Origin of the sequence: Sulfurimonas sp., assembly GCF_050296975.1 — a bacterium.
Classification (GTDB): domain Bacteria; phylum Campylobacterota; class Campylobacteria; order Campylobacterales; family Sulfurimonadaceae; genus Sulfurimonas.
Window position 1 is genome coordinate 46,874 of the sequence record NZ_JBNKRX010000031.1, and the last position, 12,808, is coordinate 59,681.

The 12,808-nt window shown below is 35.1% G+C and carries 10 protein-coding genes; 5 read left to right on the forward strand and 5 right to left on the reverse strand.

Features of this window, described 5'->3' with window-relative positions; translation table 11 throughout:
• Window positions 1-6 precede the first annotated feature (6 nt).
• The 5 genes from ACQY56_RS09215 to ACQY56_RS09235 are packed head-to-tail and all read left to right on the forward strand — an operon-like array spanning window position 7 to window position 5,075.
• Complete coding sequence (locus tag ACQY56_RS09215; protein WP_428737957.1) at window positions 7-267, forward strand: bactofilin family protein; 261 nt, start codon at window positions 7-9, stop codon at window positions 265-267.
• Window positions 251-3,232 (forward strand): DEAD/DEAH box helicase, encoded by a 2,982-nt coding sequence (locus tag ACQY56_RS09220; protein ID WP_428737958.1) that lies wholly within the window; start codon window positions 251-253, stop codon window positions 3,230-3,232. The genes ACQY56_RS09215 and ACQY56_RS09220 overlap by 17 nt, the downstream gene beginning before the upstream one ends.
• The gene (locus ACQY56_RS09225) at window positions 3,232-4,041 is read left to right on the forward strand and encodes a TIGR00282 family metallophosphoesterase (RefSeq protein WP_428737959.1); all 810 of its coding nucleotides are present in this window, start codon (window positions 3,232-3,234) and stop codon (window positions 4,039-4,041) included. The genes ACQY56_RS09220 and ACQY56_RS09225 overlap by 1 nt, the downstream gene beginning before the upstream one ends.
• An 18-nt stretch (window positions 4,042-4,059) precedes the next feature.
• Window positions 4,060-4,734, forward strand: coding sequence for a response regulator transcription factor (locus tag ACQY56_RS09230; RefSeq protein WP_428737960.1), 675 nt, complete (start codon window positions 4,060-4,062; stop codon window positions 4,732-4,734).
• A 20-nt stretch (window positions 4,735-4,754) separates the two neighbouring features.
• On the forward strand, window positions 4,755-5,075 hold the full coding sequence (locus ACQY56_RS09235; RefSeq protein WP_428743752.1) for a hypothetical protein: 321 nt from the start codon (window positions 4,755-4,757) through the stop codon (window positions 5,073-5,075).
• Between the two features lie 4 nt (window positions 5,076-5,079).
• Here the strand turns inward: ACQY56_RS09235 and ACQY56_RS09240 are convergent, their stop codons facing one another.
• The 5 genes from ACQY56_RS09240 to murI all read right to left on the reverse strand — a co-directional run bounded on the left by ACQY56_RS09240 (window position 5,080) and on the right by murI (window position 12,808).
• Complete coding sequence (locus ACQY56_RS09240; RefSeq protein WP_428737962.1) at window positions 5,080-6,807, reverse strand: DNA polymerase III subunit gamma/tau; 1,728 nt, start codon at window positions 6,805-6,807, stop codon at window positions 5,080-5,082.
• Window positions 6,808-6,877: 70 nt separating this feature from the next.
• Window positions 6,878-8,128 carry a DUF3999 family protein gene (locus tag ACQY56_RS09245; RefSeq protein ID WP_428737963.1) on the reverse strand — a complete coding sequence of 417 codons (1,251 nt, stop codon included), beginning with the start codon at window positions 8,126-8,128 and terminating at the stop codon, window positions 6,878-6,880.
• On the reverse strand, window positions 8,129-10,798 hold the full coding sequence (locus ACQY56_RS09250; RefSeq protein WP_428737964.1) for a DUF2339 domain-containing protein: 2,670 nt from the start codon (window positions 10,796-10,798) through the stop codon (window positions 8,129-8,131).
• Window positions 10,799-10,868: 70 nt separating this feature from the next.
• Window positions 10,869-12,068, reverse strand: coding sequence for a UDP-N-acetylmuramoyl-L-alanine--D-glutamate ligase (gene murD / locus ACQY56_RS09255; protein WP_428737965.1), 1,200 nt, complete (start codon window positions 12,066-12,068; stop codon window positions 10,869-10,871).
• Complete coding sequence (murI, locus tag ACQY56_RS09260; RefSeq protein ID WP_428737966.1) at window positions 12,065-12,808, reverse strand: glutamate racemase; 744 nt, start codon at window positions 12,806-12,808, stop codon at window positions 12,065-12,067. Before murI ends, murD begins: the two co-directional genes overlap by 4 nt.

The following is a 12,808-nucleotide window of genomic DNA, read 5'->3' on the forward strand; positions in this document are numbered from 1 at the left end:
TGTAATTTGTATATTGATGGTGTTTTAGAGGGAAATATCAACTCTACAAAAGAGGTAAATATCGGTAAAAATGGGCATATTAAAGGTTCTGTTGTAACGAACAGACTTATAGTTCAAGGTTTTATTGAGGGAACTATCGATGCGGATAAAGTTGAGATCAAAGCTGCTGGACGTGTAAGTGGTGAGATTAAATCTGCTGAGTTAGTGATTGAAGCTAAAGGGATTTTTGAAGGAAATTCAGTTATAAAAAATGACTCAATTAGTTAATTATTTTAAAACTTCAAAAGATGAACTCGAAGTTTTAATTTGTGAAGATATAAAAGAGGCACATGAATTAGAGAGTGTCTCGAAATTTTTTAATAAAGATGTTTTAGTTTTCCCTGATTTTAGGGCTGCTAAAGGGGATGATCTTCGCTCATACAAAGAGGAGTTACAAGAGCTCCTTTATAAACTCAAACTCTATTATGAGGCAAAAAAAAAGCCTTTAGTAATAACTCCATTAAAAACACTTCTATTTCCACTCCCAAAAAAAGAGTATGTTGATTCACTAACACTAGAGTTTGGTGGGGAAGTTAATCTAAATTCTTTTAAAGAACAAATGCTTCATTGGGGGTATACCTTTGTAGATATAGTTCAAGTAGAAGGGGAGATTTCTCATCGTGGAGATATTTTAGATATCTTTGTACCCTCTACAAAAAATCCTGTACGTATCTCATTTTTTGATGTTGAGATTGAGCAGATCAAAGAGTTTGAAGCTGATACGCAGCGAACAACAGGTGAAGAGTTAGATAAAGTAGAGATTAGCAGTGCTTTTTTTGCTCTAAGCGGAGATGATTTTAACACACTTAACTCTAAAGTTGAATCGAGTGAATATGATGCACTCTCTCGTGATATAGCTTCACTTGGGTTTTGGCATTTAGATGAGATGGCTGAGAACTTTTTAGAGGGGAAAAATGTAAAGTTCTCTAAAAATTTAGATGATCTACTGAAAGATGCGTATGGAATTAACGATCCAATAATTTCAAGAGAGTATTTTAACTTAGATATTTTAGAGCAAAACGATGATATTAAAGAGCTTTTAGTCGCAGATGTTTCCCAACTGCTACGTGTACATGCCGATAAAAAGATCACAATTATTGCAGCAAACAATGCAACGATCAAACAAGCTGGGATTTATGATACGAACAATATCAATATTGTCCAAGCACCTTATATTTTAAATATTATTACACCTGATGAGGTGATAATTTCACTCAATAAACCAGATAAAAAACGTCGTCGCCGTAAAAGCTCGATCTTACTTGATGATCTTAAAGCTGGGGATTATGTGGTCCATGAAGAGTATGGTGTTGGGATTTTTGAAAAGATTGAACAAGCAGAGATACTTGGTGGTGTAAAAGATTTTATAGTTATCAAATACATTGGAGATGATAAAATTCTTCTTCCAGTTGAGAATTTAGACTATATCGATCGTTACATTGCAAGTGGTGGTGGAGTTCCAGTGCTTGATCGTCTTGGAAAAGGGAGCTTTGGAAAACTTAAAGAAAAAGTTCGTAAACGCCTTTTAGAGATAGCTGGGCAGATCGTAAACATTGCCGCAGCACGTGCACTGATCAAAGCACCAAAAATCTCGATCGATCAAAAAGAGTTAAAAGAGTTTCAAGCGCTTAGTGGTTTTGAGTACACAGAGGATCAAAGTCAAGCTGTAAATGAGATCATCTCACAAATGGCATCTGGCAAAATCATGGACAGACTTTTAAGCGGAGATGTCGGTTTTGGAAAAACGGAAGTAGCGCTCAATACTATTTTTGCAGCGTACAAGTCTGGTTATCAGTCTGCTTTTATAGTGCCTACAACATTGCTTTCTGCACAACATTTTAGAAGCTTGGATGAGCGTTTTGGTAAGCTAGGTATCCGCTATGCAAAACTTGATCGTTTTGTAACTACAAAAGATAAAAACAACATCATAAAAGCGCTATCTTCTGGGGAACTGGATTGTGTTGTGGGGACACATGCACTTTTTGGATTAGATTTTAAAAACTTGGGTGTAGTGATCGTTGATGAGGAACACAAGTTTGGTGTAAAGCAAAAAGAGAAGATCAAAGAGTTGTACCACAATGTACACATGCTCTCAATGTCGGCAACTCCAATTCCAAGATCACTCAACCAAGCACTTAGCTCGATCAAAACGATGAGCCAACTTTTAACACCACCAAGTGAGCGTCAAGGGGTGCGTACCTTTGTAAAAGAGTATGAAGAGAAACTTGTAAAAGAGGTAATTTTACGTGAGCTTCGTCGTGGTGGGCAGGTGTTTTATGTGCATAACTCTATCGATCATATGCCGATCAAAAAAGGGGAGATCAAAGCGATTTTACCTGATCTAAGAATCTTAATGCTCCACTCAAAAGTCTCAGCGGCAGAAACAGAAAAAGAGCTGCTTAAATTTGAAGCGGGTGAGTATGATATGATGATTGCCACTTCGATCATTGAGAGTGGTATCCATATGCCACGTGTAAATACGATCATCATTGATGGTGCGGATCGCTTTGGAATAGCAGACTTACACCAACTCCGCGGACGTGTTGGGCGTGGTCATGTAGAGGGTTTTGCGTATTTTATAGTTGAGAATAAAGAGAATCTAACTGATGAAGCAAAAAAACGTCTTTTAGCACTTGAATCAAACTCATTTTTAGGAAGTGGATCGGTTTTAGCACACCATGATTTAGAGATCCGCGGTGGTGGAAACTTAGTTGGTGATGCACAAAGTGGACACATCAAAAACATTGGATATTCGCTTTATCTTAGAATGTTAGAAGATGCAATCAAAGAGCTTAGTAATACAGTTGAAGATACAAAAACAAAAGTAGATATTAAACTCACAATTTCGGCATATCTTTCAGATGAAATTATCCAAGAAGATCGTCTTCGTTTAGATATTTACAGACGTTTATCACAATGTGAAGAGGTAGTTGAAGTGTACGAAATCGAAGAGGAACTCATCGATAGATTTGGCGAACTTGATGTTGTAACTAAACAGTTTATAGAGTTGATGGTTATTAAATTGTTAGCATTAGATAAAAAAATAAAAACGATTATGAATTACGGACAAAATATCACGTTTACATATTTAAATGATGCAAAAGAGACAATTAAATCAGATTCAAAAGACGATGATGATATCATTAAAGCAACACTTTTCTATTTAAGAAATAACAAACCAAAGGTACTATAATGAAATTAGGATTTATTGGAGATATTATTGGACGCCCAGGGCGTGAAATGCTCCAAAAATACTTACCCAAACTCAAAGAGGAACATAAACTCGACTTTGTAATCGCTAATTATGAAAATGCTTCACATGGTTTTGGGCTTACAACTAAAAACTGCTCAGAACTGTTCTCTTTTGGTGTAGATGTTATGACTGGTGGAAATCATACTTGGGATAAAAAAGATATCATTCCGCTTCTTGAAACAGAGAATATGCTTCGTCCAGATAATTATCCAGACGGTGTAGCTGGAACAGGGTGCAGAGTGTACGAAGTTGGAAGTGAAAAACTAGCAGTATTAAATATTATGGGGCATTATGGGATGCCTTATGTTGATAATGCTTTTCGATGTGCTGGGGCTAGGGTAGAGCAGCTTCACAATGAGGGAATTAAAAATATTTTTTTAGATTTTCATGCAGAAGCGAGTAGTGAAAAACGTGCAATGATGATATTGCTTCAAGGAAAAGTTAGTGGTATAATTGGTACACATACGCATGTTAGTAGTGATGACTTTCAGATAGTTGATGGTACTGCATATTTGAGTGATATAGGTCTTAGCGGATGTCGTGATAATGTGATAGGAATGGATGCTAAGCAGCCATTAAATCAGTTTTTAACAGGTCTCAAAGGACATTTTGATATCCCAAAAAAGTGTAAAAAGATTTTACAGATTGCAATTATGGATATAGAAGATGGAAAATCAAAAGAAGCGTATAAACTTAAAGTTTTTGATAATGGAAATATCATTAAAACAGATGCGTGGATTGAAGAATAAAAAAGGGGAGAACTTTAAATGTCAGCAAGTATTGTAATTGTAGAAGATGAAGAAGATTTACTTGAACTTTTAGAATATACACTCCAAAAAGAGGGGTATGAAACGATAGGGTTTTTAAATACAAAAACTGTAGTACAAATCCTTGAAGAAGAGGAGATCGATCTGTTAATCATGGATCGTAACCTTCCTGGTGTTGAGGGGAGTGAATTTGTTGCAAAATTGCGTGATGATGGTATAGATGTCCCTGTAATATTTTTAAGTGCAAAAGATAAAGAGGAAAACTTAGTAGAGGGATTTTTAAGAGGGGGAGATGATTACATTACTAAACCTTTTAACATGAAAGAACTTCTTTTACGTGTGAAAGCACTTTTAAAAAGAACAACAAAAAAAGTAGCAGAGGGAAAACTTTCTTATAGAGATATGGTGTTAGATAAAAGTACGCGAGAGTTAAAAGTTGATGGAGAGAGTGTTGAGGTTACAAAACTGGAGTTTGATTTGCTATGTGAGTTTATTACAAATAAAAATAGTGTACTAGATCGTGATTACTTGCTTGAAAATGTTTGGCAAGATTCACAAAACTACCAGTATAAAACGGTTAATGTAGCTATAAACAGACTCAAAGAAAAGATCGATCCAGATAAAACAAAAGACTATATCCAAACAGTTCGTGGAGTTGGTTATAAACTATGTTAAGTATACAACATAGAATATACATGCACATGTTTATCATCCTCAGTGCTGTTTTTATTATTATAGGCTTGGTACTAAAGTACACTTTAGCAGGTGTAGAGCTTCCAAAAGATTTTTGGTTTTCTTATTTTGAACTTGTTTTTATTTTATATGTTGTAAGTTACTACGCCTTAAAAAAGTTTGTTTTTAAACTCGATAAAGATATAAATGCTTTGACTTTGTACTTAGAAGAGTTAAATGATAAGAACTATGACGCACAACTAGAGATACACCACAATTTAGAGTTTTTAAAAATTTCATTGCTTTTAAAAAATATAGTCAAAAGACTTTACAAAAAGAAATAATCATCTATATTTTCGACTGCACAGTCACTTTCTTCGCTTCAAAAAGCTCTATCGCTTTTTGTATCATTGGTTCTTGGGTTATATCAGTTCCGTTTACTTCATCCTGATGTGATGGCTCGTCACAGTTTGTTACACAACTCGCACCACCACCAGCTTCAACATCTGCAACAGTTGAAGCACTTTGTGGTGCTTCTTCAGATATCTGTGGCTCTGGCTGTGGTGTTGGAACTTCAACCTCTAGCTCTTGTGCTGATTTGCTACAGGCTATCCCCTTGATTTGAGTTTCAAAACCAAAGGTTTCACGTACAAGTTGTTTGATCGCAGAGTAACCGTATTTGAGAGATTTTTTACACTCTTCTCCAGCACAACTCTCCCAAGTAAGTACGTTATCTTCAAACGAAACAAAAGTGATGTTGTTTTTAAAACACTCTCCAAGTTCGAAGTTTCGATCAGAGATAGCAGCTACAAGTGCATCAAATTTTGCTTGATGTGGTTTTACAACTGCAATAGGCTCTGGCATACTTTCTTGAATAGGAATGCTCACTGGCTCAGGTGTCACTTCTACATTTGTGATAGGTTCACTCTCTTGTGGAGTTGGTTTTACAGCCATCTCTGGAGTTGTACTTTGGAGCTTTATTTTTGAGACTGGAAGATCTTGGTTTGCTAATCCTTTTTCAAAAGACTCGATCATCTGATCGATCTCTTTAATCTTAAGTGCTTCGATCATTTTAAAAAAGATCATAGAAAGTACAAAAGAACCATCAGCATTGATGCTAAAGAGGTACTTCGCATCGCTTAAAATTCTAAAGAAGCGATCAAGAACAAGAGTTGAAAAAAGTGCATCGTGGTTGTACATTTTCTCTTTGAGGTATGCGATCAGCTCATCTACAACCATCTCACTATCGTAATCTTCTAGTGTTTTTGTAAGCTCAACAAGTTTTGCATAATCTTTTGCAAAGACTGCGTTAAAAAGTTCCGCTAAAAACTGCGGATCAACAAGACCAAGCATATCTGTAACAGTTGGGATATCTACATGACTTTTTGAGTAGATGATCGCTTGGTCTAGTAGTGTCAAGGTGTCACGAAGTGAACCGCTCCCGCTACGTGCAAGAATTTCAAGTGCATCGTGTTCGTAGTTAATCCCCTCAAGGTTTAAAATATGAGCTAAATGTTCTACGATCTTGTTTGTTGCAATGCTTTTAAAACGAAAATGCTGGGTACGGCTTAAAATAGTTGCCGGAAGTTTTAGCGGATCGGTAGTAGCAAGAATGAATTTCACATACTCAGGTGGCTCTTCAAGCGTTTTAAGAAGCGCATTAAAAGCCTCTTTTGTAAGCATGTGCACTTCATCAATGATGAAAATTTTGTATCTTGCAGTTGCCGGGCGGTATTTTGTCTGCTCGATCAGATCGCGGATATCATCGATCTTACGACTTGATGCACCATCCATCTCGATAATGTCCATGTGACGATTTTCAATCGCCATAACACAGTTTTCACATACGCCACAAGGGTGGTGTGAAACCCCTTGCTCACAAATGAGTGCTTTTGCAAAAATACGTGCAGTTGAAGTTTTCCCGCTTCCTCTTAGACCTGAAAAAAGGTAAGCGTGAGAGAGGCGTTCAGAGTCAAGTGCAAGTGAGAGAGTTTGTGCGATCGTATCTTGACCAATGAGCTCATCAAAGTTCTTTGGACGATATTTTCTCGCTAATACTTCAGATGTTTTTTTCACACTTGACTCCACGTATATAGATGTAGAGATTTTAGCATTTAAAGAGTTAAAAGATTATTAGTATCTTTGTTTATTCTTTTAGTTCTTTGACAAGTCTATAACTCATAAAACCTAAAATTAAAATTCCGACTGTTAAAGAAATCCAAACAAGTATGGCAGTGTAATCAGGTTCTTTTTCTATCTTTTTTGCATCAATATTTAAAACTTTTTCTTCACCTAATGTTGCTAAAGCTGCTGTATTGTCTTGTCGCATAGTTTTTAGACTTGTTTGTGGAATGCGTTGTTTTATACTATCATACACCAGAGTGTAAGGAGCTTTGCCTTGAGCTAAAAAGTAAAGTTCAGTTGGATGATATTTAAAAGCAAGTTGTAACTCTTCTGGTAGATAAGAATTGTCTGTAGCTTCTAAACGAAAGTGTCTTAGATTTGTTACTAAAGAACTTTCTAATTGAGAGAGCTTTCCATTTTGAAGTGTATAAATGGTCATATGATCTATATAAAGCCATGTATTTTGATTATCATCTTTAGCGTATAGTTTGAGTTTATAGAGCTGCTCTTTTTTTGGCAATATAAATTGTAAATTTTGAATAGGTAATTGTTTTGGAATTGTAAACTCAATACCCTTGTTTACTTTATGAAACTCTAATTGTACTGGATCAGGTTCACTAAAAACTTTTTTTGTTTTAACGGCAAGGATATAATTAAAATTGAGTGGTTTTTGAGTATGGATTTTAAGATACTTACAACTATGAGTAAAAAGATTTAAACGTTCTTTGAGAATTTTGCTCTCTTGCATAGTAATGTTTGCAAGCATTTGTGAGTTTGTGATAGTGTACCAATGAAGTAAATCATCACTACACGCTACAGTTGTTTGGAGCATATATTCACTATCAGCACTCTTGATTTGTAAGTAATCTATACCATCTTTCATTATCGAAGCATCTACAATGTAATCTTCATCATTGATTTGTTTATTTTCAGAGAAGTTGATAGATGTTCCTTGATATTTAATATCTAAAGAGTTGTTTTTTTGCTCTTTTATAGTTTTAAAAAGGGAAAATGGTAAGTTGTGTTTTTGTGTATCTTGTTTTGTGAGAGTTATTTTTTCTATGGAGTATGGCATTACTTTATTATCTGCATCTATAATTGCAAGATCATTCATAGAAGATGAACTTAGATGGTCGTAAAGTGTGACAGGTATTTGAACTTTTACAAACCCTTGTGTCGCATTTGTATTAATTGCACGTTCATATACAAAGTCATTTTTTTCTATTGCTTCTAATGAGATAATTGTTATACATAATGCTAAAAAGATTTTCATTTACTCTCCTCTAACTTTTTCTTGTTCCTCTTTTTTTGGTGGCAGTGGTGCAATATATCCAATAACTAAGATAAGTACACCAACTACTAAAAATGAGATAATTCTTTCCAGTGAATCACGTTGTGCCATATCTGCTATTATGAGTTTAAAAATTACAGTTCCAAGAAGTGCAGCTCCTACTATCCAGACAGGACGAGATTGTTTGCGTTTTGAATAACTAATAATAGCTAAAGCGATGAGCGTATAAATAATTGAGATACCTGTTTGAAAGACGCCATTTCGTAGTAAAGTATCAATATTGTAAGGGATATCTCCATAATAATGAACTAAACGTGCCCAAAATATAGTGATAAATATTAACGACGCACCTGCAATGAATTTTAAGAGTAATGAACGTTCAATATTTTTACTTTTGAGCCAAAGTAGAAGTGTTATAATAACACTTACTTGCATCAATTCAAGAGGATTAAGTAGAGGGATATATGGGATAACTTTAAGTGATGCTGTGCCTAAAAATGCACCTACTTCCCATAGCAACATCATAACGCTTAAACCAGCAATACCGAGATTTTTATAACTTTCATATTGGGTTGTGAGTGGCCAAAATTTTGCTTGTTTTAAAACTATATAAACAGCTAATATTAAAACTAATGGCCAAGTGCTATAGGCAATGGTAAAAGAGATTTGCTTAATGTGGTAAAACATCTCTAAAGATAAAATTATCATCATTGCCCACAAACTTATAGCATGCCAATAGTAAGAAAGTTTGAATTGGACTTTATACAATAGGGTGTAAAGTACTACAAAAAATAGAGGAATAGCTAAGAGATTGTAACCTGCAAACATATGACTGAGTTGTTCTTGAGTTGCAACAATTAAAAGTAATGAAATTGGAAGGAAAAGCTCCAGTGCATAGTTCATCGTTTGCCAAGTGTAACGTGTGGCAATAAACATAAAAATAAGTGCTGAGATACTTAAAAAGATAAGTCCAAATTCAGGAGCACTCACTTGATCAAATCCAGAACCTATCCATAGTAATAAACCAAGTATCAAGAGTGGTATGTGAAAATAGTGTTCAAATTTTTTAGTTTTATCTTTGTATTTTTCATAGACAAAAGCACTTAGAAGTGTAGCAATAGAGAGGATGAAGTAGCCAAGATACACCTTATTTAAAAAAGGAGTGTATTGTGTACTATGAAAATAATTTATATTTTCATTGATGTATGTGACAACTGCATAAGCTTCAAGCCCAAGAGCAAATATACGGGCGTAGAGTCTATCTTGACGTAATGATATCCAAATGACAGCACTTGATTCTAGAGCGTAGATAACAGCACTAATCTCAGGTGAGAGAGCAAAAGCAAAGACAAGGCTCAAAAATATGATCCCAAGAGCTAAAAAAGACTCTGCTAAGAGAGAGAACTTTTCTTTATTTCTCAACCACCAAGCTAATGAAATATATATAGCTCCGGCACCAAGTGATGAATATGCTAAAAGGTATGGAATTGCCTCACTGATTGATGCTTGTAAACCAAAAGCAACACTAGGAACACCAAATACTAGTGCAGAGTCAACGTATGCTTTGAGCTTAAATGTTGTTCTATGTGCAAAGAATACTGAAATTACAACATAGAGTAGAAAAAAGAGAATTAAAAATGGTTCTGTTGTCGCAAAAAATTCACTTTGGTATTTTGTTACACCCCAGAGCGTCCCAATTATAAATGTAAAAGCAAAGCCAATGAGATTAAGTACTCGCCACGATTTGTACCAAGCGATAATTGCAATACTAAGATTAAGCAGTGCATAGTAACTAAAAAGCACTATATGACTACCATCTCCTGTTGATGTAAGAATAGGGGCTAAAAAACCACCAGCAGTTGCAAAAATAGCAAGATAAAAAGCATCTTGGATAATTGCTAATAATGTCGCAAAAATAACAGTTATTATCATAATCCCCAATGCTACAGAGAATGGGATGACTGAGAAAAATTTTGCTGCGGAGAAAATAGCAAGATAAAAGACTGCTATACCAATCCCCTGTAATATAAGACCAAAATACCCTTCACGTTTTCTATGTTTATATCCAACACCAATGAGACCTATAGCAAAAATCATAACACTAAGAAGACCAAACTCTACACTTACCATATCATTATTTACTGCAAATTTGATTAAAAACGAAAGACCAAAAAAGAGGATGACACCACCAATCTTTACAAGTGGATTACCAATTGTAAAATAAGTGATAAGTTTTCTTATAGCGATCTCTATAGGGTTAGGATGTATTTGGGGAATTGTTTTTTGAAATTGTTCTTGTTCAACAGATGTTGGTTGTATTTTTTGTTGTAAAGGTTGTGGTGCCTCTACCATTGTAGTTTGTGTTGTTTTTTCGACTTCTAATGCTTTGGATTTTGTCACTTTTGCTTGTTTTGTTTCAGTTTCTTCTTTTTGAGAATGTATGATCCCTTGCTCAAACTTTTTCTCTAAAGCTTCTAGCTTTTTTTCAAGAATAAATACTTTGTCTGAAAGTGTTTTATTTCCCAAAAGTAACTTGAAGATGGTGATAATAAACATGAGTATACCAACAGCTAAAGCATTCTCAAAATCAAAGTTTGCTAGTTGTACAAAGAAAATTATCCCTAAGATTATTATTGAAATTAGCCACAACATACGAACCCTTTTTTATAATGAATAACTGAGATTATATCTTAATAAAAATAAATTTATTTTGTTTGTAGTTTTAGAGTTGTGCTATAGTATCTTTAAATAAATTCCCTCTATGAGCATATGATTGAAATTCATCTAAACTTGCAGCTGCTGGGGAGAGTAGGGCTACTTGGTTGGCTTTTAGGTTTTGATCTATCGTATGTACTGCATTGACTAAGTTTTGACATTTGTGTGCGCTAATATGGTAGTTTTGTGCGAGTGTCATTAGTTTGTCTTTATTTGATCCAATCGCATAGATTTTTAAATTTTTGTCTTGTAAAAACTCAAAAAGTTCACTAAGATCAACTCCTTTATCATCCCCGCCCAATATAAGATGAATATACTGATCTTCGTAGCGTTTTACAGCAGCGATCGTCGCATCTAAGTTTGTTGCTTTTGTATCGTTTATCCAGAGGCGTTTTTGAGCATCGTAAAACTCCTCTTGGCGATGTGGATCGAGAACAAAGCTATTTATTTTGCCATATTCAATTCGATCAAAAACTATTTTATCTACAGCTATAGCCAAAAGAGCATCCATTAAAAATGCCCCTTTGAAGTTTACTTTTTCGATGTTTATGCCAAATTGTTCAGCCAAGTCTGCTTCATTTTTATAAGTGATGATGTTCGCTTGGCTTTGGATATCTTTATAAGCCTCAGGGATGATGGCAGTTGAGCCTTTTTTCATCATACTAAGTGGTTTTAGTTTTGCATTGACATACTCTTGCATATTTCCATGCCACGAGAGATGATCGGGGCTAAGTGGTAAAAGTACATAGATATTTGGTGTAGCCTCGTTTGTGTAGTGCATTGTAAAAGAACTTGTTTCTAGTATCCAAATAGGTGCTTTGCCATCAAGCGCTCCAAGAGGTGTACCAATATTCCCACCCGCTACACTTTTTTTATCTTCTAAGAGATGTTGCATCATCTGTGTAGTGGTAGTTTTTCCATTTGTTCCGCTGATCCAGATTTTTAAGTTCATCACATCTTTAAAGTAGTCATACTCACTTATAAGGTGTTTTGCACTTTTTATGAGTGGATGGTGTGGTGGTATTCCGGGTGAGGGTATCTCTAAGTCTGAAAAATCGGGATTAAACTCATTTGAAGGACGGATAATGAAATTGTTTTCATCAAAATATGGCTCTTTTACATTGTCATCGTAAAAAACGGCATTTTTTATTTTACTACCCAAAGCTTTTGTAGTAACTCCATAACCAAAAAGGGAGACGCGTTTCATAGTCCAAGCCACTTGTGTGCTATTTGGCGAAGTGCTTCAGGGTTGTCTGAGGCAAAAAATTGAAGTTTTGGTTCAGGGTATTTTTCACTCAAATCAAATTTTTGATTGAGGTACTCTACGATTGCATCGCCAGAGTGGATCAGTTTTGTATTCTGCCCAAAATGGTTTTGGAGTTGTCTTTCAATGATTGGAAAGTGTGTACATCCAAGTATAAGTGCATCAGGAGATGTAACATCTTTGAAGTAGTGTTTCATTGTTACATCTAAGATTTCACTCTCTCCTAGCTCTTCTTCTACGATAGGGACAAAAAGAGGAGTGGCAAGTGAATTTACATTATTAAACTGTAGGGATTTAAGACCATTTTCGTATGCTTTTGATCGCACAGTCGCTTTTGTACCAAGCACTAAAATATTTGCATTTTTATCTTCTAAAACATTTGCACAAGCTAAAACTCCAGCTTCAACAACACCTATAACTGGACATGATGCAGTTGCATTCATATCATTAAGTGCATAAGCACTAGCAGTATTACACGCTACTACGATCATGTCAAGTTCAAAGTTTTTAAACATTTCAACCGCTTCGATCCCGTAGCGGATAATAGTGTTTTTATCTTTTGAACCATACGGTACACGGGCTGTATCACCGTAGTAAACAATCTCTTCAAAAAGTTGATGTTCTAGTAGTGATTTTACAACTGTTAAACCACCAATACCGCTATCAAAAACGCCGATTTTCAT

What these genes read in the sequence shown, in the direction of transcription:
- ACQY56_RS09235 (WP_428743752.1), top strand. Translation starts at nt 4,755, where the DNA reads ATGCACATGTTTATCATCCTCAGTGCTGTTTTTATTATTATAGGCTTG.
- ACQY56_RS09250 (WP_428737964.1), bottom strand. Translation starts at nt 10,798, where the DNA reads ATGTTGTGGCTAATTTCAATAATAATCTTAGGGATAATTTTCTTTGTA.
- murD (WP_428737965.1), bottom strand. Translation starts at nt 12,068, where the DNA reads ATGAAACGCGTCTCCCTTTTTGGTTATGGAGTTACTACAAAAGCTTTG.
- ACQY56_RS09220 (WP_428737958.1), top strand. Translation starts at nt 251, where the DNA reads ATGACTCAATTAGTTAATTATTTTAAAACTTCAAAAGATGAACTCGAA.
- ACQY56_RS09230 (WP_428737960.1), top strand. Translation starts at nt 4,060, where the DNA reads ATGTCAGCAAGTATTGTAATTGTAGAAGATGAAGAAGATTTACTTGAA.
- ACQY56_RS09225 (WP_428737959.1), top strand. Translation starts at nt 3,232, where the DNA reads ATGAAATTAGGATTTATTGGAGATATTATTGGACGCCCAGGGCGTGAA.
- ACQY56_RS09245 (WP_428737963.1), bottom strand. Translation starts at nt 8,128, where the DNA reads ATGAAAATCTTTTTAGCATTATGTATAACAATTATCTCATTAGAAGCA.
- murI (WP_428737966.1), bottom strand. Translation starts at nt 12,808, where the DNA reads ATGAAAATCGGCGTTTTTGATAGCGGTATTGGTGGTTTAACAGTTGTA.